At 51.7% G+C, this 22916-nt stretch carries 19 protein-coding genes; 1 reads left to right on the top strand and 18 read right to left on the bottom strand.

Translation table 11 applies throughout. The features are described 5' to 3' along the window. Positions 1 to 19: 19 nt before the first annotated feature. The 6 genes from frr to dnaE all read right to left on the bottom strand — a co-directional run bounded on the left by frr (position 20) and on the right by dnaE (position 8440). Complete coding sequence (gene frr, locus IE073_RS01680) at positions 20 to 577, bottom strand: ribosome recycling factor (protein WP_189580473.1); 558 nt, start codon at positions 575 to 577, stop codon at positions 20 to 22. Between the two features lie 48 nt (positions 578 to 625). Then, positions 626 to 1342, bottom strand: a complete 717-nt coding sequence (gene pyrH, locus IE073_RS01675) for a UMP kinase (RefSeq protein WP_189580470.1) — start codon at positions 1340 to 1342, stop codon at positions 626 to 628. 203 nt (positions 1343 to 1545) lie between these two features. Continuing rightward, positions 1546 to 2466 carry a translation elongation factor Ts gene (gene tsf / locus IE073_RS01670; RefSeq protein ID WP_189580467.1) on the bottom strand — a complete coding sequence of 307 codons (921 nt, stop codon included), beginning with the start codon at positions 2464 to 2466 and terminating at the stop codon, positions 1546 to 1548. 76 nt (positions 2467 to 2542) lie between these two features. Next, positions 2543 to 3370 carry a 30S ribosomal protein S2 gene (gene rpsB / locus IE073_RS01665; protein WP_189580465.1) on the bottom strand — a complete coding sequence of 276 codons (828 nt, stop codon included), beginning with the start codon at positions 3368 to 3370 and terminating at the stop codon, positions 2543 to 2545. A gap of 184 nt (positions 3371 to 3554) precedes the next feature. Then, entirely contained in the window at positions 3555 to 4805 is a 1251-nt protein-coding gene (locus IE073_RS01660; protein ID WP_189580462.1) for a pilus assembly protein TadG-related protein, read from the bottom strand. A 167-nt stretch (positions 4806 to 4972) separates the two neighbouring features. Continuing rightward, a complete protein-coding gene (gene dnaE, locus IE073_RS01655) occupies positions 4973 to 8440 on the bottom strand; it encodes a DNA polymerase III subunit alpha (RefSeq protein ID WP_189580459.1) in 3468 nt (1155 codons plus the stop codon). Positions 8441 to 8755: 315 nt separating this feature from the next. Here dnaE and IE073_RS01650 point away from each other — a divergent pair, with 315 nt between their 5' ends. After that, positions 8756 to 10084 (top strand): APC family permease, encoded by a 1329-nt coding sequence (locus tag IE073_RS01650; protein WP_189580456.1) that lies wholly within the window; start codon positions 8756 to 8758, stop codon positions 10082 to 10084. Here IE073_RS01650 and IE073_RS01645 read toward each other — a convergent pair. The 12 genes from IE073_RS01645 to nuoK all read right to left on the bottom strand — a co-directional run bounded on the left by IE073_RS01645 (position 10040) and on the right by nuoK (position 22904). Further along, positions 10040 to 10747 (bottom strand): ABC transporter ATP-binding protein, encoded by a 708-nt coding sequence (locus IE073_RS01645; protein ID WP_189580451.1) that lies wholly within the window; start codon positions 10745 to 10747, stop codon positions 10040 to 10042. The two genes, IE073_RS01650 and IE073_RS01645, sit on opposite strands and share 45 nt — an antisense overlap. After that, positions 10747 to 12048 (bottom strand): ABC transporter permease, encoded by a 1302-nt coding sequence (locus IE073_RS01640; protein ID WP_189580448.1) that lies wholly within the window; start codon positions 12046 to 12048, stop codon positions 10747 to 10749. The genes IE073_RS01645 and IE073_RS01640 overlap by 1 nt, the downstream gene beginning before the upstream one ends. 1 nt (position 12049) lies before the next feature. Beyond that, positions 12050 to 13372 (bottom strand): proline--tRNA ligase, encoded by a 1323-nt coding sequence (gene proS / locus IE073_RS01635; RefSeq protein ID WP_189580445.1) that lies wholly within the window; start codon positions 13370 to 13372, stop codon positions 12050 to 12052. Positions 13373 to 13497: 125 nt separating this feature from the next. Next, a complete protein-coding gene (locus IE073_RS01630) occupies positions 13498 to 13761 on the bottom strand; it encodes a DUF1467 family protein (RefSeq protein WP_189580442.1) in 264 nt (87 codons plus the stop codon). 1 nt (position 13762) lies between these two features. Beyond that, positions 13763 to 14218 (bottom strand): methylmalonyl-CoA epimerase, encoded by a 456-nt coding sequence (gene mce / locus IE073_RS01625; protein WP_189580439.1) that lies wholly within the window; start codon positions 14216 to 14218, stop codon positions 13763 to 13765. Next, the gene (locus IE073_RS01620; protein ID WP_189580436.1) at positions 14219 to 15907 is read right to left on the bottom strand and encodes a ribonuclease J; all 1689 of its coding nucleotides are present in this window, start codon (positions 15905 to 15907) and stop codon (positions 14219 to 14221) included. It abuts the gene before it with no gap. A 60-nt stretch (positions 15908 to 15967) separates the two neighbouring features. Next, positions 15968 to 16738, bottom strand: coding sequence for a type III pantothenate kinase (locus tag IE073_RS01615; protein WP_189580433.1), 771 nt, complete (start codon positions 16736 to 16738; stop codon positions 15968 to 15970). Positions 16739 to 16742: 4 nt separating this feature from the next. Next, entirely contained in the window at positions 16743 to 17477 is a 735-nt protein-coding gene (locus IE073_RS01610) for a biotin--[acetyl-CoA-carboxylase] ligase (protein WP_189580430.1), read from the bottom strand. Positions 17478 to 17506: 29 nt separating this feature from the next. Further along, positions 17507 to 18949: an NADH-quinone oxidoreductase subunit NuoN gene (gene nuoN / locus IE073_RS01605; RefSeq protein WP_189580427.1), complete on the bottom strand. Its 1443-nt coding sequence runs from the start codon at positions 18947 to 18949 to the stop codon at positions 17507 to 17509. Beyond that, on the bottom strand, positions 18949 to 20484 hold the full coding sequence (locus IE073_RS01600; RefSeq protein ID WP_189580424.1) for an NADH-quinone oxidoreductase subunit M: 1536 nt from the start codon (positions 20482 to 20484) through the stop codon (positions 18949 to 18951). The genes nuoN and IE073_RS01600 overlap by 1 nt, the downstream gene beginning before the upstream one ends. A gap of 4 nt (positions 20485 to 20488) precedes the next feature. Beyond that, positions 20489 to 22573 carry an NADH-quinone oxidoreductase subunit L gene (nuoL, locus tag IE073_RS01595; RefSeq protein WP_189580421.1) on the bottom strand — a complete coding sequence of 695 codons (2085 nt, stop codon included), beginning with the start codon at positions 22571 to 22573 and terminating at the stop codon, positions 20489 to 20491. 4 nt (positions 22574 to 22577) lie between these two features. Then, positions 22578 to 22904: an NADH-quinone oxidoreductase subunit NuoK gene (nuoK, locus tag IE073_RS01590; RefSeq protein WP_189580417.1), complete on the bottom strand. Its 327-nt coding sequence runs from the start codon at positions 22902 to 22904 to the stop codon at positions 22578 to 22580. Between the last annotated feature and the right edge of the window lie 12 nt (positions 22905 to 22916).

Below are 22916 nucleotides of genomic sequence, written 5' to 3'. Positions count from 1 at the left end.
ATGTCGGCGCAACAGACACTTAGACCTGCATGATCTCTGCGGATTTGGTCGCGAGGGCTTTTTCGATTTCTAAAATCACCGCATCGGTCGCCTTCTGAACGTCACCTTCATGGGCCTTTCGTTCGTCCTCGCTCATACCGTCTTTTTCGGCTCTTTTGAGAAGGTCCATGGCATCACGACGGACGTTCCGCACAGCGACCTTGGCGTTTTCAGAATAGCTTCCCGCAACTTTCGTCAGGTCACGGCGACGCTCTTCCGTCAAAGGCGGCATTGGAATACGGAGCGTTTGACCATCCATAACGGGGTTCAAGCCCAGGTTTGATTGACGTAGCGCCTTATCAACGCCCGCGACCATCGTCTTATCCCAGACGTTTACGACCAACATGCGCGCTTCTGGTACCGTAATATTGGCAACCTGATTGAGCGGCATTTGCGAACCATAGGCGGCAACGGTGATGTTATCGAGAAGTGCGGCGCTTGCACGGCCAGTTCTCAATCCACCAAATTCCGTACGCAGCGCGGCAACTGCACCGTCCATGCGTTTGCGGAAATCCGCGAGTTTGAATTCATCGGCCATTCGGCCCTCCTTAGTCTTCGACAGGTCTATACGCCGTATGCGGCGAAATCAGGACCCGATTATGGTACACACACCCTGTCCAGCCATAACGCGGTCAAAACCGCCCTGGTCAGCCAAGGAGAACACTATAATTGGGATTTTATTCTCGCGCATCAAGGTCACGGCCGATGCGTCCATGACCCGAAGGTCATCGGAGAGGACTTTATGATAGGATAATTTGTCATAACGCTTGGCATTCGGATTAGTTTTGGGATCACTATCATAGACCCCATCAACCTGCGTTCCTTTTAGCAATGCATCACATTCCATCTCTGCCGCGCGAAGCGCCGCAGCCGTATCGGTCGTAAAATATGGGTTGCCCGTGCCAGCCGCAAAAATCACAACACGGCCCTTGGCCATATGCCGAGCCGCTTTGCGACGAATATAAGGCTCACAGACGGTTTGCATCGGAATAGCCGATTGTACCCGTGTATCCACACCGAGCTCTTCAAGCGCAGACTGCATTGCCAAAGCGTTCATCACCGTCGCAAGCATACCCATGTAGTCCGCTGTAGAGCGTTCGATGCCCGCGGCAGCGGAGGACAAGCCGCGGAAAATATTCCCCGCGCCAATGACTAAGGCAATTTCCAAACCCTTGTCATGCGCGGCTTTGATTTCACCGGCGAAGCGTTTCACGGTCTCGGTATCAATGCCGTAGGCCAGCGATCCCATTAGAGCCTCGCCAGAGATTTTAAGCAAAACGCGTTTATATTTGTATTCAGCCAAGGTCAGGGTCCTAAATACGGAAGCACGACATACGACTCCCTTATAACTTTGTGAATATAGGCATGAGACGCGTGAGGGCTAGGAAAAGTTAGGGTTTTCCCAGCCCGTTATTTGTCGTTCATAAATGCCGATATGAAGGTCTTTTTATAAAAAAAGCCGCGCCCCTCTCAGGACGCGGCTAAATTCTCAGAATTGGGCCTGACTTAAGAGCCGGCAACTGCCGCAGCGACTTCTGCTGCGAAGTTTTCTTCTTTTTTCTCGATGCCGTCGCCAACTTCCATACGGATATAGCCAGTCATCTTGACGTCCGTGCCAAGCGCAGCGGCTTCGTCAGCAACAACTTGTTCGACGTTGCGGTCAGGGTCCATGACAAACATTTGTGTCATCAACACTGATTCCTTGAAAAACTTAACCATGCGGCCTTCGACCATTTTGTCGACGATCGCTTCTGGCTTGCCTGAATCAAGGGCTTCATCTTTAAGCGCTTTGCGCTCTTTTGCGACGAGGTCCTGATCAAGATCAGCGGGTGTCAACGCCAAAGGCGATGTCGCTGCGATATGCATCGCAATCTTTTTCGCCAATTCAGCAAGCTTCGCTGAATCGCCAGTCGACTCAAGCGCAACCAAAACACCGATGCGGCCCATTCCAGGTGCAGCAGCGTTATGAACGTAACCTTCGACGACGCCGGAGGAAACAGTCAGCTTTTCCATACGGCGGAATGTCATGTTTTCACCGATTTTCGCGACAAGACCTGTCAAATAATCTGTAACAGTCTTTCCATCGACGTGCGCCTCACGAAGCTCTTCTGTGTTGTTCACGGTCAATCCCGCGGCAGCCACTTTTGCGACAGCGGCTTGGAAACCGTCATTACGTGCGACGAAGTCAGTCTCTGAGTTTACTTCAACCAAGACACCTGATGTGCCGTCAGTTGCGACAGCGACAAGACCTTCAGCGGCAATACGGCCAGCTTTTTTGTCGGCTTTCGCGATGCCTTTGGTGCGCAACCAGTCGATTGCAGCTTCCATGTCACCATTTGATTCATTGAGGGCCTTTTTACAGTCCATCATGCCGGCAGACGTGATGTCGCGCAGCTCTTTAACCAGTTTAGCTGTGATAGCAGCCATATCGGTCTCCTATTCTAGTCATTTTGAGAAAAGTTCCGCGCTCATTTAAGAAGGGTGAGCGCGGAATGTAAGGGGCTTAAGCTTTTGGAGCTTCAGCTGCGGCTTCAACGGCTGGAGCCGCTTCAGCTTCTGGAGCAGCAGGAACTTGCAGCATGACTTCTTCGATATGCTCAGCAGCGCCAAGATCTTGACCGACGGAAGCCTGAGCTTCTGTCATCCCGTCGAGAACGGCGTCAGCCATTAGCTCACAATAAAGTTGGATTGCACGTGCAGCATCGTCATTGCCTGGAATAGGCATGTCAGCGGATGCAGGATCACAGTTTGTGTCCAAGATCGCCACAACAGGGATGCCCAAACGACGCGCTTCTTTGATCGCAATGTTTTCTTTGTTTGTGTCGATGACAAACATCAGGTCAGGCTTACCGCCCATGTCCTTGATACCACCGAGAGCTTTTTCAAGCTTCTGCATTTCGCGATCAAGCTTCAAGTTCTCTTTCTTGGTGAGACCTGTTTCGGCATCAGCGCCTTGGTCGCCCAGAAGAGCTTCAAGTTCTTTCAAACGTGCGATGGACTTTGTAACTGTCTGCCAGTTTGTGAGCATTCCGCCCAACCAACGGTGATTGACATAATACTGCGCACAACGCGTAGCAGCAGATGCAACAGGATCAGACGCTGCACGCTTTGTGCCAACGAAAAGAACGCGGCCGCCTTTAGCAGCAACATCACGGACTTCTTTTAGGGCTTGGTGAAGCAATGGAACTGTTTGTGACAGGTCCATGATATGAATGTTTGAACGTGCACCATAGATGTAAGGTGCCATTTTTGGGTTCCAGCGATGTGTCTGGTGACCAAAGTGAACGCCGGCTTCGAGCAGCTGACGCATAGAAAATTCAGGAAGAGCCATGGGATATCTCCGTACTTCCGGTTAACCTAAGCCTGCGGGGTGACGAACTTATGTCATAAAAACAATGAGTTCGACCGGAATTGACAATTGCCTATATGGCAATCACCAGACCGCAGACGCGAATTGATGTGCGCCACATAGAGATAAGGGGTATGAATGCAAGTCTTTTGTTCGCCTTATGGCGCTACCTCTCAAGGCGAACACCCTCATCATGACGAGGTTCAATAGGCGGCAAGCCAGCGGCTTGATGATCAACAGCTACGCCAATCTTCGCACCGTCCACAATTCTAATGCGGTATCCGATAAACGATGTTGACGGAGCTTGAGACTGCGACAAGCTTCCGCCCCTGAACAGGACTGTTTGATGGGGCAGATATACCGTCCCAATGATTTCTAGGTTCCCACCACTTCGAATTGTTGTCTCGGCGCTGGGGAGAACAGGAAAATTCTTGGCATTTGTTTTCGTATCTTGGAAGAAAGCTAATCCCGCAGTCGGGCCCGTTTTTGGCGCGCTGATGTGGAATTTCGATCCCTCACTAATCTCCAACGATGCATCGCGACCGCGAAAAACGAAAGTGACGCCTTCAGCGCTCGCGACTGTCCCATAGTCAAAGAACAAAGGTCCGTCGGTGATCGTATATACTCCAGGGGCGAAAGTGACGACCTTTGCGCGCAAGGTTAGTCCGCCGCAATATGTCCCGGGTTCCAAAGTTACACCTAAACTTTCTGCCTGCCATGAGCTGAGTTTTTCCGTCAACGCAACGTCATCTACGCAGTCACCCGTATCTGGCGCAAGGCGATCAATATAGGGGTCCGCAATCACGCCACATTCTGTATTCACATGCGGTTCGAAAGGCCCAGTTGCCCCGCCGGCAACACAAAAATCCGCAGCCTTCGCCCTGCCGCCATGATCAATAACCGCAGCGGCGCTGTTCTTGGAGTTGATTTGAACAGCGCAAGTTTCAGCATCCAACGTCGCACCACCGGAAATTTCAAAACTTCGCGCGGAGTTGGGATCTAGCGTCATCATACAAACAACACCGCCCTGAGTAATGGAGGCGGCACTATCTGACTGAACCTTGAAGGCGTCTCGGCCTGTTAACGCGAGAATTGAAGTTGGAATTTTTGAAGTCGCGCTCAACTCTACGCGCTCCGCCTTGGAACTCACCACGTCCAACGAAACCCGTTCTGGATATTTCGAGACATTGTCCCAGAAGAATTTTTTGGCCAGATCCCCTCGCTCTGCTTCGGAAATGCTCTGGTTTGACACGGCAGCGAGGGCTGCGGCGTCGAGCGCCGCTTCAATATGGGTTTCGAAGCGGTCGACTTCGTGCATGTCGAGTGCGGCCGTCGTGACGACCAGTAGTGGCAATGCGGCTAAACCAAAGATGACAGCAACGTGCCCGCCTTCAGCTTTGCGCAAAGATGCCGCCATGCTTCTTACTTTACTCAACATATCCAAGACGGCCGTTTAGCCCACCCTCTAACTTAATCGCCCCATTCGACGGTCTACATAGGGAAAATAAAGAGAGAGTTTGACCTCTTAGTTAATCAAATATGAAATTCAGGGCCGCGATACCAACGCCAAGATGGGGACTGATGTTAAGCTGCGATTTCCAGAATTGTCTCAACGGCGCTATTCGCCTTGATCGCTTTGCGGATCGACGGATCAATCGCCCACTTCCCATCTAATCGCCAAGCCGCTTCGCGTTTCTCGGTCAAAGGAAGAACAAGTTCGATATATCCGCTCATTTGATACGGCGTATTCCGGAGCTGTTCTAATGTCGCCTGCAATTCATCCAAAGTTTCGATGTCCGCATTGCGCAAACGTATCTTCAGCCCTGCGGGAGCAACGGGGGCTTTCTCCGTGCTTGGCGCGTCTCCCATACCTTCTAACAACTCCACCGCATCCGCGAAGAGACGCGTTTCGCCATCATTTCGTTCCGCCTTCACCTTCATCCGAATAATATTGCCTGCCGCTAGCTTTTCGCGATGAGGCGTGAGGACATTTTCCGACACCAAGACTTCGAAATCGCCAGTCGGATCAGACAGTTCGACAAACGCGAAACGCTTGCCACGTTTTGACACACGCTCTTGCTTCTTTCGAACCACGCCAGCCACCGTAATGTTCCCTGCCCCCACATCCTCTAGACGTTCGGCAAAAATGACGCTTTTCAGTTTTGGGTTATCCATATGCTCGTCCAACGGATGTCCCCCCAAATAAAAGCCGACAGCACCCAATTCGTGCTCCAATGCTTCCATCTGCCCCCAAGGTTCACACCATTCCAATTCCGGGTCTTTGATTTCGACAGTGGCATCGCCAAACAAGCTGACCTGCGCACTCTCGCGCTCTTGCGCCGCAAGCGTGCCAATATTCTGGATCAAACTCGCATTTTTTAGGACCATTGCGCGGTTAGGCTCAACGCAATCAAAAGCGCCCGAACGGGCTAAGTTTTCAATCGCGCGCTTGTTGACCTGTCGCATGTCCACACGACGAGCGAAATCATTGATGGACGTAAAAGGGCCATCCGTTTCGCGCACATCAACGAGATGTTTCATGGCTTCGAGACCAACATTTTTCAAAGCCCCCAGCGCATAAAGAACGGCGCCATCCGCCACGTCAAAGTCAGCTTGGCTCCGATTGATACAAGGTGGTGTCACCTCGATCTCCATCCGTTTCGCCTCTTGATAAAACTGCGCCAATTTTTCGACGTTGGCTAAGTCCAAAGACATGATGGCAGCCAAAAACTCCGTCGAATGCAACGCTTTCAAATACGCCGTACGGAAGGTAATCATGGCATAAGCCGCCGCATGGGATTTGTTAAACCCGTAGCCTGCAAATTCATTGACCAATTCAAAAATCTCGGCGGCGAGTTTTCCATCAACATCACGTTCAACCGCGCCGTCGATAAACTTACCTTTTTGACGGTTCATTTCCGCTTGGTCTTTTTTACCCATCGCCCGACGCAAAAGGTCGGCATCCCCCAGTGTAAACCCTGACAGGATTTTGGCGATTTCCATCACCTGTTCCTGATAAATGATGATGCCGTATGTTTCTTTTAGGACATTTTCGAGTTTCGGATGCGGATAGCTAATCTCCTGTCGGCCCCATTTTCGTTCCACATAGTCGGGAATATTTCCCATCGGCCCAGGCCGATAGAGTGAAATTAAAGCTGTCAATTCTTCAATCGAGTCAGGCGCCAGTTTTCGCAGGACATCTCGCATCCCCGAGCTCTCCAACTGAAAGACGCCCGCTGACAAACCGTCGGCTAGTGGTTTATAAGCCTCTGGGACCGTAGTTTTCAGATGTTCGACATCGACGTCGATACCCTGTTTCTTGAGATATCCGACACAACGTTGAATCACGGTCAGCGTTTTCAAACCCAAGAAGTCAAACTTTACCAAACCTGCCTTCTCGGCCCATTTCATCGTGAACTGTGTTGCAGGCACGTCGGAACGCGGATCCTGATAAAGCGGCACGATTTGCGTCAGTGGGCGATCCCCAATCACAACCCCCGCAGCATGAGTAGATGCGTTTCGGTAGAGGCCTTCCAGCTTAAGCGCCGTATCGAGCAGCCGTCTAATTTTAGGCTCAGAGTCTCGCGCCTCCCGTAGGCCCGATTCCATAGTGATGGCCTGACGCAATGACACAGGATTAGCGGGATTAGACGGCACAAGTTTGGCCAGACGATCCACCTGCCCCAATGGGACTTGCATAGCGCGCCCCACGTCGCGAACCACCGCGCGGGCTTGTAGCGTTCCGAAGGTGATGATCATGGCCACCTGACCATTGCCATATTTGTTTCGAACATATTCGATCACTTCACCGCGACGTTCTTGGCAAAAGTCGATATCGAAATCGGGCATAGACACACGTTCAGGGTTCAAGAACCGTTCGAACAGAAGACCATAACGCAGCGGGTCCAAATCGGTAATCGTCAACGCCCAAGCGACGACAGACCCCGCACCGGAGCCCCTGCCAGGACCCACAGGAATTCCGTTATCTTTGGCCCATTGAATGAAGTCCGCAACAATCAGAAAATATCCCGGAAAGCCCATATTTTTGATAATATTGAGCTCAAATTCCAAACGTTCGAAATAGGCCTCGCGAGTCTCGGCGAGTTCCACCACTTGTAGACGTTTCTCTAGCCCTGCTTTGGCTTGTCGAACAAGAAGCTCATCTTCTGAATAGGACCCATCCCCAAAGTTTGGAAGAATAGGGTCATGTTTGGGAACGCGGTAGGCACATCGCTCTGCAATTAAGAGCGTATTTTCAATAGCCTCCGGAAGATCGCTAAAAAGCTTGACCATCTCCTCAGTCGATTTGAAGTAATGATGCAAAGATAACTTCCGGCGATCTTTTTCCAGAACATAACTGCCCTCGGACATGGCCAGCAGAACATCATGGGCTTCATGCATATCAGGATCGAGGAAATAGGGATCATTCGTCGCGACCAGCGGAAGATCGTATTTATAGGCCAGATCAATCAATGGGCCTTCGGTCGCCGCACTTTCTTCAGGTGTGTGACGCTGTATTTCGACATAAAGCCGATTTGGGAAAAGTTCCTTTAGTCGTGCGAGCCAACTCTCAGCCTCTGCCAATCTGCCCGCTTTAATAAGACGATTGAAAACGCCGTCCTGCCCGCCCGTCAGAGCGATAACGGACTTTGTCCAACCCTCTAGTCGTGAGGCTTTGATATGCGGGGTATCTGTCGGCTCAATCTCTAAAAACGCCGCAGACGATAAATCCATCAAATTGGCATAACCGGTCTCATCTTGCGCTAAGAGGACAAGCGTCCCTTCGGGGTCGTGATGAATTTGGCCAGGTTGGCGCGGCTTTTCCAAATCGATACTGAGCGTAACGCCGATGATAGGTTGAATACCCTCGCCCGCAACTTTTTCGCAAAACTCAAGCGCGCCGCAGAGGTTGTTTGTATCTGTAATCGCCAAAGCAGGTTGGCGATATCTCACGGCACGTTCTGCCGTTTCTTTGATCTTAAGCGCCCCTTCCAACATGGAATAGGGAGACCGCATACGCAGATGGACAAAATCTCGAGCAGGTCTGATCATAGATCGTTTTATACTTTCCCATTTTCAAACTCGGCGACAAAGTGTCTCCCGTTTTTTGGGGACAGGCTAACCACCGATCACCATCATCCATATCGTGACGACAGCAACGAAGCCTGCCAAGACGAGTGCAGATGAAATGTCGTGGATGAGTTGACGTGTCATGGGCTTTTCCTCAGTTCGTTTACTTATGTTCTATCTTTGTTCTGTATTTATGAGAACAAAACGTCAACATACTGTGAATAGCTTCCCTGTGGATATTAAGGTTTAGCTCCAACGCCGATTGCGTCCGCAGGGGTCACGCTCCATAGATTCGGAATGAGCCGAACCACTTTCACGCCGCGCACCGCGACCGCCATCATCATCGCCAATATGGTTGGCGTTGGCGTGTTCACCGCGCTTGGGTATCAACTGGCCGATATCGACAGCCTCTTCGCGATCATCATGTTGTGGGTCATCGGGGGATTGGCCGCGCTCTGCGGCGCGTTGTCCTACGCTGAATTGGGGGCGTCCCTGCCCCGTTCAGGTGGAGAATATACGTTCTTGGGTGAAGCTTATCACCCGGCGGCTGGGTTCATATCGGGCTGGGTGAGCGTAACGATTGGCTTTGCGGCACCGACGGCAGTGGTTGCAATCGCCTTTGCCAAATATTCTGGCGCCATTTTACCTGGCGACATGGGACCCACCGCGCAAAAGACACTGGCGTGCGGTCTTGTTCTGACACTTGCGATTTTACATGCACGATCCCGTAATGTTTCAGGCATGACGCAAACGGTCTTTACCGCGATCAAAATCGTTCTGATCACGGCTTTCATACTCGCGGCCTTCACCCTAACCTCTGATCCGCAGCACCTCGACCTCACGCCCAAAGCGACTGACCCAAAGGTCATGACGAGCGTGCCATATGGGATCGCCCTCATTTACGTGTCCTATGCTTACACGGGATGGAACGCGGCAACCTACATCTCAGGGGAAATGGAGGCGCCGCAGCGCGATCTCCCGAAAGTTCTGTTTCTCGGCACGGCGCTCGTCACCGTCCTCTATGTTTTGCTAAATCTCGCTTTTCTTTACGCCGCGCCGACGGACGCGTTGCAGGGTAAAGTCGAGATTGGGTACATCGCTGCTGATCATATTTTTGGCGAGACGGGCGGACGCTTAGTTGGCGGGATGCTGGCACTGCTTCTGATCTCCACCGTCAGCGCGATGACGCTAGCGGGCCCGCGTGCCCTGCAAGCCGTGGGCGAAGATTATAAGGCTATGCGCTGGCTGGCGCGTAGCACCCCAGAAGGCGTGCCATGGGCCGCGATTTTGTTTCAATCGGGGATCGCGATATTTTTCATCCTGACCCAGACATTCGATCAGATCTTAGTTTTTGCAGGAGCCATGCTGGCATTTAACAGCCTGCTCGCCATTGTCGGCTTGTTTGTTTTGCGATGGCAACAACCCGATTTACCGCGCCCCTATAAGACGTGGGGTTATCCCTTCGTGCCGCTAATTTATCTCACGATTACAGCGGTAACACTTGTCTTCGTGGTGATGGATCGGCCCAAAGCCGCTTTGGGCGGATTGGCATTGATCGCTTTAGGTTTTGTGTTTTGGTGGTTATCCGAGCGCGGGAATAACGGGCGGCGTCCACGGCACGACTAGGCCATCACGCACCGTCAAAACCCGATCAAAGAACGGAATAAGGTTCATATTATGTGTCGCGATCAAAGTGGACACACCTTCACTGCGGGTCAGATCAAAGAGACTGCGGAAGACAACATCTGACGTCGCTGGATCAAGGTTCCCCGTCGGCTCGTCACCCAATAGAAGTTGTGGCTTATTCGCGAGGGCCCGCGCAATCGCAACACGTTGTTGTTCCCCACCTGACATCTGGCTAGGACGGTGAGTTAAGCGTTCAGCCAACCCCATATTTGACAATAGGCGAGCCGCTTCGGCTTCGGCAACTTTGGCCGACACCCCAGCAATCATTTGCGGAATGGCGACATTTTCCAATGCCGTGAATTCTTTCTGCAAATGGTGAAATTGATAGACGACACCGATACTCTCGCGTCGGATACGCGTGCGAATGTCGTCAGAGAGTTTCAAACACTCACGACCATTAATATAGACTTCGCCCGCATTAGGTTTTTCCAGCAATCCTGCAGCATGGAGCAATGTAGATTTGCCCGAGCCTGACGGCCCAACCAAACCGACCATTTCGCCCGGGTAAATATCGATATCTGCCCCTGCCATTACAGTCAGGATCCCCCCACCCGATGGGTAGGATCGATGCAAGTTACGGACGGAAAGAATGGGACGCGCCATTATTCGTACCTCAAAGCATCAACAGGGTCGATTTTGGACGCTGATAGTGCAGGCAGCAACGTCGCTAGGGCAGAAATCATAAAGCCCCAGAACGCCACGCCGAAGACTTCGGTCCATACAATTTTCACAGGAATACCCCCGGAGAGCTGATAGACATCTTCGGGGAACAAAGGTTGCCCTGTGATGGCTTCAATGGCCGACTGGATCATGCCGATATTCAAGCAAAATAAAATACCAATCACCAAACCGATTAGCGTACCAAGTATCCCGATCATTGCGCCCGACATTAAGAATATTCGGAGGATACTGCCCTGCGTCGCGCCAATGGTGCGTAGGATCGCGATGTCCTTTGACTTGTTTTTCACCAACATAATCATGGAGGCCAGAACAGGGAACGCGGCGATAATGACAACGATCATAAAGATAAAGCGCATGGCAATTTGTTCAGTTCGCAAAGCCGTCGCTGTGGCCGCGTTTTTGTCTCGCCAAGTTTGCAAAAATGCAGGTGCTTGGATCGCGTCGTAGACAGCGGGCTCTAACGCATCAACGTCGTCCGGAGTATCGAGGCGCAACTGAATTTGCCCTGTCAGTTTACCGCCTTCAAACAACATCGTTGCTTGTTCAAACTCCATATAAATATAGGATAAATCCGTCTGCAAAAGGCCGACGGAGAAGATGGCTCCTACGGTATAATTCTTGCGGATCGGCTGTGGCCCCGTCACGGTAGTACGGGTGCGCGGCGAGTAGATTGTGATCTTATCACCGACAGTCAGCCCCAGATTGGCAGCCAGACGAGAGCCCAGGGCGATCTCATGGTTTGAACCGCTTCCCTCCCCGAAATTATCCAGCGATCCTTGCACAATGTTCGAAGAGATGAGCTCGAACCCGTTAAGGTTCCCGGGGCGAATACCAATCACTTGGCCTAAACCAAAAACGCCATTGGCCTGCACGCCCGTAAAATGTTGGGTATATTGAAACGCCTCATCCACGCCATCGATTGCGGAGAGCCTGTCCTCAATGGCCTGCATATCCATAGCCGTGACAGCAGGGTCCGCCAGTTCAGCGTAGATATGGCCTTCGCTACCAATCGTCAGGCGAATGACTTCATCCCGAAACCCATTCATGATCGACATGATCACGATCATCGCCCAAATCGCGAGTGCGATACAGACGAAGGAAATCGCAGCAATCAGACCAACGCCGCCTTGGTTTTTCTTCGCGCGCAAATAGCGTGTCGCGATGCGACGTTCGATCTTTCCGAAGGGACTGCTTTGGCCCGATGTTTCTGCGCCGGATTGCATCTTAGGCAAATGCCTCAATGAGCAGGTTTAGTGCGGCGTCTGGAGACAAGTTCTGACGTTCACCCGTTGCACGGTCTTTAACTTCGACAATGCCCTCTTTCAGACCCCGCGGTCCGATTACGACCTGATAAGGCAAACCGATTAGATCCATACGTGAGAATTTAACGCCGCCACGATCATTACTGTCGTCGTAAAGTGGGTCGAGTCCAGCAGCTTGGCATTTTTCGTAGAAGTCCGTTGCTGCGATGCCGCAATCCTCATCCTTCAGATTCAGATTGATGATACCGACACCAAATGGCGAAACAGATTTAGGCCAGACAATTCCATTCTCATCATGGCAAGCTTCAATAATCCCACCCACAAGGCGAGACACCCCGATGCCATAGCTGCCCATCATGACATTTTGAGGCTTTCCGTTGGAATCCATCACGGTGGCGTTCATCGGGGCCGAATATTTATCACCAAAATAGAAAATATGCCCGACTTCGATACCCCGCGCAGAGAGCTGTTTGTCTTCAGGGATTTTTGCAAATTCTTCGGCGTCATGCATCTCTTCGGTCGCAGCATAGAGTGACGTGCGTTCGTCGAAAATATGGCTCAAATCCCCATCAAAATCGACATCTCCCGGAGGGGCCATTTCAACTAGGTCACGGTGACAGAAAACTTCGCTTTCACCTGACTCAGCAAGGATCACGAATTCATGGGACAGATCACCACCAATTGGACCTGTATCGGCTTTCATCGGGACTGCTTTGATGCCCAGACGCGCGAAGGTGTTGAGGTAGGCCGTAAACATTTTATTATAGGACTTCACCGCATCTTCCTTGGTCAGATCGAAGCTATATGTGTCCTTCATCAAAAACTCACGGCCGCGCATCACGCCAAAGCGTGGGCGAGTTTCGTCGCGGAATTTCCACTGAATGTGGTAAAGCATTTTCGGCAAATCTTTATAGGACCGAACAAACGACCGAAATACATCAGTGATCATATCTTCATTGGTTGGACCAAAGAGCATTTCACGATCGTGACGATCCGTGATTCGCAGCATTTCTGGGCCATAGGCGTCATAACGCCCTGTTTCGCGCCAGAGATCAGCCGACTGAATCGTTGGCATCAGCATTTCAATCGCGCCCGCTTTATTTTGCTCTTCACGGACGATTTGTTCAATTTTCTTGAGGACGCGATGGCCCAGCGGCAACCAAGTATAAATGCCTGCACTGTTCTGTTTAATCATTCCCGCGCGCAACATGTAGCGATGCGAGGCAATGGTCGCGTCGGCGGGCGTCTCTTTTAAGACAGGGAGAAAATATCGGGACAGGCGCATTGAGCGATCTCTTTTAGTTTTTGTCCGGTGATTAAGGTCCGGTAGAGAGCGGGCATAGCTGAGGCCCTAGACAGCGGCAAGCACTTGAATGCAAACCATTTGTTAATGGGCCATTTACCATGAATTTAACGCTGGAAAAAGCTTCCCAACATTTCCCAACTCAGCAAACCAGAGACGATTAACCCACAGGTCAACACCCAGAGTATAGAGGCGATAATGGTGGTCTGTTTGAATTTGCGCTTAATATCCAATGTGTGGGGCGCACCGGGTTCAGACCCTTCGACAACATCTCCCTCTTCAGCCTGCCCGCGAATTCCGATGGGCAAGATAACGAAGAGCACCAACCACCAAATGATGAGCCATACGACAAGGGCTGAGAACCAGTTCATTTTAGTGATCCACTCCGTCGCAAGATTTGTGGCTTTCCATCAACTCGATCAAAACCCCGCCCGCGTCTCCAGGATGCAAGAAGACAACAAGCGTTCCATGTGCGCCGATACGAGGCTCCCCCAATACCCGCATGCCACGGGTTTCCATGACGGATTTCGCGTCGTGTATATCTTCAACTTCGAAACACATATGATGCTGCCCACCTTTGGGGTTTCGCTCTAGAAACTTCAGGATTGGAGAGGTTTCGCCGTAAGGCTCGATCAACTCCACTTGCCCTGAAGGTAGATTGACAAAGGCGTATTTCACACCCTGTGGAGCTAAAACCTCGGGCTTAGAGATATCTATAACGCCCATCACGTCGCGGTAAAACGCAATGGCGTTCTCAATATCTGGGACCGCGACCCCGACATGGTTCATCGGGCCAAGTTGAAATTCAGCTATCTCCGCTTTGGACATTCACTTCACCTTATGCGCAACGACTTCGACCAAAGCACGCTTGCCTGTGCGATCGCGTACCAAACGCTTTACCTTGGCAGAAACGCGATCTTCGATCGCATCTTCATCTTTCTTCGCGCGCGGCGCGAGAGAATTGAAGGCGGCCTCCGCGGAATCGGCGATCGCATCCAGCAGCTGGTCCATCAGCTTACCTTTGTGGCCTTCTGGAAAGCCACTGACACGAGGTTCAGGTCCAGAAATCAGTTTGCCCTTATGGTCGACAACCAAGCTAACGGATACATGGCCAGCATAGGCCATTTTCCGACGCAAGCGCAGACCGTCATCCGTAGCTCCGACAATATCTTTGCCGTCCTGATGCAAACGGCCTGAGGCAACAATATCAATGACCTCTGGTCCTTGTGGAGCGAGGAGGATCATCTCACCATTTCGCGGCGCATATGTTCTCTTCACGCCAAACGTTTTGGCCAGCTTCGCATGTTCCAGCAAATGACGGCGTTCACCATGCACAGGGACGGCCGTTTGCGGGCGCACCCACTCATACATGCGGGCCAGTTCGTCACGACAAGGATGTCCAGACACATGAATATCACGCATTTTTTCCGTGATAATTTCTACGCCATCATCAGCCAGTGCATTTTGGAGGGCGAAAATACCCTTCTCATTGCCCGGGATGATTTTGGAACTGAAGACGACGACGTCGCCTTTTTTGAACTTCAACGTGCGGTGTTCGCCATGCGCGATGCGCGACAGAGCTGCGCGAGGTTCGCCTTGGCTGCCCGTGCATAGATAGAGGACATTGCCAGGCGACATAGCCTGCGCTTCGTCTTCGCTGAGCAAAACACCCGTTTCGGACAGCAAACCAATGGATTTCGCCGCGGCCGTCATACGTTTCATGGAGCGCCCCATGAGGCAGACAGAGCGATTGTTGGCTTTCGCAGCCATCATCACGGATTCCATCCGCGCCACATTGGACGCAAAAGACGCAACGGCAATACCTTTGCCCTTATACTCGCCAATGAGTTTGATGAGTTCTTCACGAACGCCCTCTTCCGAGCCCGCTTCACCCGGTGAGAACACGTTGGTCGAATCGCAGATCATCGTCAGCACACCCTCGTCACCCAAAGCGCGGAGTGCTTTTTCGTCGACAGGTTCACCGATTTGCGGATTGGCATCGATCTTCCAATCGCCCGTATGCAAAATCGTGCCGAGCGGCGTTCGGATTGCGAGCGCATTCGGTTCGGGAATGGAATGGGTTAGCGTAATTAGGTCGATATCAAACGGGCCAATTTCAATCTTTCCGCCAAGCTCGACCATATTTAGCGGCACGTCGTCCAATAATCCGACTTCCGCGAGGCGGTCTTTGACCAGATACATGGTAAAAGGTGTCGCCCAGACGGGGCAGCGAATGCGGTCCCAAAGGCGAGCCAAGGCCCCCATGTGATCTTCATGTGCATGTGTGAGAATGATGCCGAGAATGTCTTTTCGGTTTTGCTCAATAAAATCGATATTCGGCATAATAATATCGACGCCGGGTGTATCAGCATTGCCAAAGGTCACGCCGATATCGACGATGATCCATTTGCGATTATGTTCTGGCCCGAAGCCAAACATATTCAAGTTCATACCAATTTCCCCGGATCCCCCGAGTGGGAGGAAGACGAGTTCGTCTTGGTTTTTGTTTTTTGTCATAATGGTTCTTTATTGTGAGGAGCGAGAGGCCGTTTCGCATCGCATCCAGATGAGTCGCGTCTAACTGTTGAGACGCCATACCTCATATAGACCATCAATCGTCAGTTTCGAGTCATAGTGCGTAATTGTCTCACTTGAACCCTCAAAGAGCGAGGCGACGCCGCCTGTACCGATGACGGTGAAGTCGCGCTTATCTTCTTTTTGAATTTGGCGGACCAAACCGTCGATCAAACCGATATAGCCCCAGAATACGCCAGATTGCATCGCGGCGACGGTATTTTTGCCGATAACATGATCTGGTTTTTTGATCTCGATCCGAGGAAGTTGAGCGGCGGCTTCATGCAAGGCCCGCATAGATAGGTTAATGCCTGGCGCAATCACGCCGCCTTCGAAATGTTTATCCGCTGAAACCACATCAAATGTCGTGGCCGTGCCGCTATCGATGATAATTAATGGGCCTTCGTAACGTTGGACGGCTCCCAATGTTGTCACGAGACGATCTGCGCCGACTTGTTCAGGATTGTCCACGCGGACGCCAATCCCAATGTCGACACCTGGCTCACCGATAATGATTGGCTCCACATCGAGATGACGTCTGGCTAAGTTACGTAAGTTGAAGATTGACTGTGGGACAACTGAAGAAATCACACAGGCCGAGATATTGTTGAACTCCAACCCCACCATGCACATTAGCTGATGAAACCACACCGCATACTCATCGGCAGTGCGCGCTGGGTCGGTCGCAATACGCCATTCGAACAGCCACTCCGACTTCATATCGTGAATGGCGAATAGGATGTTCGTATTGCCGTTATCAATCGCGAGTAACATTCAATCAGCTTCCAGAAAAGACATCGCCAGCGTGGACGTCCCGTATCGTGCCATCCCCTGCGACAACGCGCAACGCTCCGTTTTCAAGAAGGCTCTGCGCCTCGCCAGTGAAGGTTTCGTCGGGCAAGCGAACCGTGACAGGACCAGGGATTCCTTTGGACAGTGCCGTCCAATCGGCACGGGTAGCAGAAAACCCATAGGCCAGGTGACGGCGGAAGGCTTGATCAAATTCACGTGCGAGAATGGCAAGAACCCCCTCCACGCCTGTGAACTCTGGCTCTTCCGAATTGAGAACGGCAGGATCCATATGTTCCAATAGATGCGTGGGCGGAACGTTCCCGCCGTCCGGATGGGAGATCAAGTTGATACCAATCCCGATTAACACGCGCCCGGGCTTCGCCTCTAACAAGAGACCCGCGATCTTACGACCGTCTATCAGAACGTCATTTGGCCATTTTAGAGTCGGCTCGGATGTGAGGGTGTAGGCATTTAAGGTTTTCGCGACCGCGATCGCGGCCACAAAGCTCAACTTCGCCGCCTCATTGGGCTTTCCGTCAAATGCGTAACAGGCAGTGCCGTAGAAATTCCCTTTCGGCGAAGACCATTCGCGCCCGCGTCGTCCGCGACCCGCCGTTTGCTGATCGGCTCTTACCCAAAAGGCCGGAGCTTCGCCTGAGTCAAACAACCTATCGGCCTCGACACTTGTGCTGCCGAGGGCCTCATATTGGAAGAACTTCACGTTTCGGCTCTTTTACCAGCCTGAGACGCCTACTGCGCAAACAGAGCTTGAGCTGCGGAATCGGCGAGCCCAAGGGCCGCACCCGAAAGTCCAGGCAAGATCAAAACCGGAATAACCAAAAGGATTGAGGCAATCGCAATGACGCGCGTTGTGCGCGGCGCCCGAATGAACTCGCGGTTGGGTTCGTCAAACCACATCGTTTTGATAATGCGGAGATAATAGAACGCACTGATCACCGAAGCGACAAGCGCAACAACGACGAGCCAGAGAAGGCCAGCTTCGACAGCGGGCACAAAGGCAAATAGCTTACCGAAGAAGCCCAACCAAGGTGGAATACCGATCAAAGACACCATGAGCATCGTCAATCCAAAGGCCATGCCCGGATTGGACTTGGACAGACCAGAGAGGTCGCTGACTTGCTCGACCATGCCATTACGCAGACGCATTTGCAGGATAATCGCAAAGACGCCGATTACGGTGATGATATAAATCGTCATGAAGACAAGCATGCCTTGAACGCCAGCCACGGTACCCGCTGCCAAAGGCACAAGCGCGTAGCCCATATTCGCGATGGAGGAATAGGCCATCAGACGTTTAATATTGGTCTGCATAATCGCGCCCAATGCGCCGACGACCATAGATAGAACCGCGAGAACCACGATGACTTGTTGCCACTGACCGATGATGTCACCGAAAGGCACGATCAAGAGACGTGTGATGATGGCCATGGCTGCGAGCTTAGGTGCCGCCGCAAAGAAACCTGTGACAGGCGTGGGAGAGCCCTCATAAACATCGGGCGTCCACATGTGGAACGGTGCCGCCGAGATTTTGAAAGCCAAACCGCAGAGCAAGAAGACCATGCCCGCAATGATACCTGTCGTTGGACCTGTAAGGGCAATGCTGGCGCGGATAGTTTCAAAGTCGAGTGAGCCAGTGAAGCCGTAGATCAACGACGCACCATAAAGCAGCAAGCCCGAAGACAACGCACCCAGTACAAAATATTTCAGACCCGCTTCCGAGGCTCGCAAACTATCGCGGTTAAACGCAGCCAAGATATACAAAGCGAGCGATTGCATTTCGATACCGATATACATCGCCAACAGATTGTTCGCAGAAACCATGATCGACATGCCGAGAACAGCATAGAGGGTCAGGACGGAGAATTCGTAGCGGTCGAGGCTTTCCTTCTGGAAATAATTCTTCGAGAGCATCAAGGCCGCCGCTGCCGAAAGTCCGATGATCGCTTTCAAGAAATCACTGAAGTCATTGTTAAACAGCAGACCCGAAAAGGACACGCCATCGGGACGGTCTAAAACATACCCCATGAAAGCGAAGACGACGAGAACACCCACAGAGATGTAACGGACAATGACAGAACGGTCGTTGGTCTTTGATAGGCCAAAACCAAGGAGGAGCGATGCGGAGAGCGCCAGAAACAGTTCCGGCAAGAATGTCGATAGAGTTTGAAACATTACTTCACTCCTGCCGCGATCTGCGCCGCATTGAAATCAGAGATCAACTTGTCGACGGATGCCGCTGTCACATCTGTGATTAGAGACGGATAGACACCGAGCAAAATGGTGAAAAACGCCAAAGTGCCGAGGATGAAAACTTCTGTCCGCGTTACGTCGAGAATATTGTCGAGCTTCTCATTGACGACTTCGCCGAAGATAACCGCACGATACAGATGAAGCGCATAAACGGCGGAGAGGATCATGCCGAGAGCCGCACCAAAAGCGATCCAAGGATTGACCTGATAAGCACCGACCATGGTCAGGATTTCACCAACAAATCCCGAGGTGCCAGGCAGGCCGACATTTGCCATCGTAAAGAGTAGGAAGAACGCAGCATAGACTGGCATCTTACTAACGAGACCGCCGTAAAACGCAATTTCTCGCGTGTGCATACGGTCATAGATTACGCCGACGCAGAAAAAGAGCGCGCCAGAGATAATACCATGGCTGAGCATTTGGAAAATGCCGCCCTGAATACCCTGCATATTGAATGTGAAGATACCCATGGTCACAAAGCCCATATGCGCAATGGACGAATAAGCGATCAGCTTCTTCATATCATTCTGACGATAGGCGACGAGTGATGTATAGATAATGGCGATAATCGACATCCAAAAAATCACAGGGGCTAAGCTCAGTGACGCCTCTGGAAATAATGGAATAGAGAACCGCAAGAAACCATAACCACCCAGCTTCAGAAGGATCGCGGCAAGAATGACGGAACCCGCCGTTGGCGCTTCAACGTGAGCATCCGGTAGCCATGTGTGAACTGGCCACATAGGCATCTTTACGGCGAAGCTGGCGAAGAACGCTAACCACAGCCACGTCTGCGCGCCGCCTGGAATATTGAGCTCTTCTATCAGAACCCGCATGTCGGTCGTCCGTTCACCCAGTTGAACGCCGCTGTAATTGTAGATCCAGAGGATCGCAGCCAGCATCAAAACCGACCCCAAGAGCGTGTAGAGAAAGAACTTATAGGACGCATAAACGCGGTTTTTGCCGCCCCAAACACCGATTATAATAAACATCGGGATGAGGACAGCTTCGAAGAACAGATAGAATAAGATCAAATCGAGCGCCACAAAAACACCGATCATCAAGGTCTCCAAGACCAAGAAGGCAATCATATATTCCAACATACGCTTTTTGACGGATGTCATGGATGCCAGAATACAAAACGGCGTGAGGAACGCTGTCAATAAGACGAAGAGAACGGAAATACCGTCAACGCCGACGCGGTATTCAATACCGCCGCCAAGCCAAGGCGTGTCTTCCATGAATTGGAAACCCGCTTTCGCGCTATCAAAGTCCAATGTCATAATCAGGGCAAGGATGAAAACGGCGATAGAAATCACTAACGCAGCGCGAGGCGCATTGCGCTCCAGCTGTTCACGGCCTTCAGGTTTTCCCCACCACGCAAATAATGCGAGCATAAGGGCCCCTGCTAGGGGAATGAATGTGATCAAACTTAGGATTGGGAGATTTTCTAACATGACCCTATCCTCCCGTCGTGCCGCGGAACGCGACTAAAATGAGGAATGCGACGCCTAGCAACATAACAAAGGCGTAGTGATACAGATAACCTGTCTGGAATTTGGAAACGCGCTTGGCGGCCCCCGATGCGAATTTCGCAACACCATTTGGACCCAGACCATCGATGATCCGAACATCCCCGACTTTCCAGAAAAGATCGCCGAGCTTTCGTGTTCCACGAACAACAGTCGCGTCATAAAGCTCGTCAATATACCACTTGTTCAGTAAGAAATTATAGAGCGGTGATCCGCCTGTTTCCCGAATGTGATCGATTTTGGCTTGAACACTGCCGCGAATATACATGAAGTAAGCAATCACAAAGCCCGTGACGGATGCCACTAAGGGTAAGAGCAGTACCCAGAACGGATATCCGTGGACAGGGCGGAACAGCAACCAATCAATAAATCCTTTGGACTCATACTTTCCGTATGTCGCATCTGACGCGGTAGTTTCGGCGGCCGCATAGAGCGTATTGGAAATAGCGGCGTGATGATCGCCCGCCACACCTGGCAGAGCGCCATGCCAGAACGCGCCGTAATCTTTCATGAAGTACTTATGGAAGATCGCGCCTGCAAAGATTGCGCCCAGGGAAAGCAGAACCAACGGCGCCCGCATGTTCCATGGGCTCTCATGTGCGTGATCCAATGTATGCTGATCACCACGGAATTTTCCGTGGAAGGTCATGAAGATGAGACGCCAGCTATAGAAGCTTGTCATCAAGGCGGCAGTGATACCAATCCAGAAGGCAAAGATCGCCGCATCTGAACTTCCGCGTGCCGAATAAGCCGCTTCGATAATCGCGTCTTTGGAGAAAAATCCTGCAAAGCCCCACGTATAGCTGCCTGGGATACCAATTCCCGTAATCGCCAATGTGCCGATAATCATAGCGCCGTAAGTCCAAGGCACTTTGCGCCAGATACCGCCCATTTTGCGCATATCCTGTTCGTGGTGCAGAGCGTGAATGACCGAACCCGCACAGAGGAACAACAACGCCTTAAAAAACGCGTGAGTGAAGAGATGGAACATCGCTGCGTTGTAAGCGCCGACGCCAGCAGCGAAGAACATGTAGCCCAGCTGCGAACAGGTTGAATAAGCGATGACGCGCTTAATATCATTTTGCACCAAAGCAACCGATGCAGCGAAGAGCGCAGTAAAGGCTCCGACCGTCGTAATGAAACCGGAGGTAAATGGCGCCAGCTCGAAAATCGGATGCGCGCGGCACACGAGGAAGACGCCAGCCGTGACCATGGTCGCAGCATGGATCAACGCAGAAACAGGCGTTGGACCTTCCATCGCGTCTGGCAACCAAACGTGCAGAACAAATTGCGCGGATTTACCCATCGCACCAATGAATAAAAGAAAAGCGATCAATTCGATTGCGTTAAACTCACCGCCCAAGAACGGCAGCGTCGTGTCTGCCCCGCCCTCGAGGGCTGCGAAGACAACGTCAAAGTTTACCGACCCGAACATCAGGAAAATGGTCATAATGCCCAATGCAAGGCCAACATCGCCCACGCGGTTGGTGACAAAGGCTTTGATCGCAGCGGCATTGGCCGATGGCTTTTTGTAATAATACCCGATGAGCAAATAACTTGCGAGGCCCACGCCTTCCCAACCAAAGAACAGTTGGATGAAGTTATCGGACGTCACCAACATCAACATGGCGAAGGTGAATAGAGACAGATAAGCAAAGAAGCGCGGCTGATATTTATCGTCGCTCATATAGCCCCAACTATAGAGATGGACGAGTGCGGATACCGAGTTCACAACGACCAACATCACGGCGGTCAATGTATCAATTTTCAACGCCCAGTCGGCTTTCATGTCGCCAACTTCCATCCAACGGAAAAGTTGAATGGTTTGGTCAGGCGAGTCGCCAAAACCAACGCCCATGAAAACAACCCATGACAAAATCGCAGACAGGAACAAAAGTCCCGTCGTGATGATTTTTGATAAGGTCGCGCTGAGAATCTGTGACCCGAAGCGTGTGCCGGCTACGCCCGCAATTATCGCACCGAGAAGTGGCGCGAAAACGATTAATTGATACACGGCCCTACCCCTTCATCAGGTCGATGTTTTCGACCGCGATGTTGCCGCGATTGCGGAAGTAAACAACGAGAATGGCCAGACCAACAGCGGCTTCTGCTGCGGCAACCGTCAAAATGAACAAGGCAAAAATCTGACCCGCAATCGGGTCCGCGCCTGCGGCGGGTGCCATATGGGTCGAGAACGCAACGAAGTTGATATTCACGGCCAAAAGGATGAGTTCAACGCACATCAAAATGATGATGACGTTCTTTCGATTCACGAAGATCCCGAACACACCAATAGTGAACAGGATCGCCGCAACGATGAGGTAATGGTGTAAACCGATAAGCATTTTATCCCCCTA

Origin of the sequence: Litorimonas cladophorae, assembly GCF_014652455.1 — a bacterium.
Classification (GTDB): Bacteria; Pseudomonadota; Alphaproteobacteria; order Caulobacterales; family Maricaulaceae; genus Litorimonas; species Litorimonas cladophorae.
Note: the sequence above shows the minus strand (reverse complement) of the source record. Positions and strands in the feature narration are given on the sequence as shown.

Coding starts and splice junctions, on each gene's coding strand:
- IE073_RS01600 (WP_189580424.1), bottom strand. CDS start 20,484: ATGTTAGAAAATCTCCCAATCCTAAGTTTGATCACATTCATTCCCCTA.
- nuoK (WP_189580417.1), bottom strand. CDS start 22,904: ATGCTTATCGGTTTACACCATTACCTCATCGTTGCGGCGATCCTGTTC.
- IE073_RS01640 (WP_189580448.1), bottom strand. CDS start 12,048: ATGCAATCCGGCGCAGAAACATCGGGCCAAAGCAGTCCCTTCGGAAAG.
- rpsB (WP_189580465.1), bottom strand. CDS start 3,370: ATGGCTCTTCCTGAATTTTCTATGCGTCAGCTGCTCGAAGCCGGCGTT.
- IE073_RS01615 (WP_189580433.1), bottom strand. CDS start 16,738: ATGTTACTCGCGATTGATAACGGCAATACGAACATCCTATTCGCCATT.
- dnaE (WP_189580459.1), bottom strand. CDS start 8,440: ATGATCAGACCTGCTCGAGATTTTGTCCATCTGCGTATGCGGTCTCCC.
- tsf (WP_189580467.1), bottom strand. CDS start 2,466: ATGGCTGCTATCACAGCTAAACTGGTTAAAGAGCTGCGCGACATCACG.
- IE073_RS01660 (WP_189580462.1), bottom strand. CDS start 4,805: ATGGCGGCATCTTTGCGCAAAGCTGAAGGCGGGCACGTTGCTGTCATC.
- IE073_RS01650 (WP_189580456.1), top strand. CDS start 8,756: ATGAGCCGAACCACTTTCACGCCGCGCACCGCGACCGCCATCATCATC.
- IE073_RS01620 (WP_189580436.1), bottom strand. CDS start 15,907: ATGACAAAAAACAAAAACCAAGACGAACTCGTCTTCCTCCCACTCGGG.
- frr (WP_189580473.1), bottom strand. CDS start 577: ATGGCCGATGAATTCAAACTCGCGGATTTCCGCAAACGCATGGACGGT.
- mce (WP_189580439.1), bottom strand. CDS start 14,218: ATGTCCAAAGCGGAGATAGCTGAATTTCAACTTGGCCCGATGAACCAT.
- IE073_RS01645 (WP_189580451.1), bottom strand. CDS start 10,747: ATGGCGCGTCCCATTCTTTCCGTCCGTAACTTGCATCGATCCTACCCA.
- proS (WP_189580445.1), bottom strand. CDS start 13,372: ATGCGCCTGTCCCGATATTTTCTCCCTGTCTTAAAAGAGACGCCCGCC.
- IE073_RS01630 (WP_189580442.1), bottom strand. CDS start 13,761: ATGAACTGGTTCTCAGCCCTTGTCGTATGGCTCATCATTTGGTGGTTG.
- nuoN (WP_189580427.1), bottom strand. CDS start 18,949: ATGTTTCAAACTCTATCGACATTCTTGCCGGAACTGTTTCTGGCGCTC.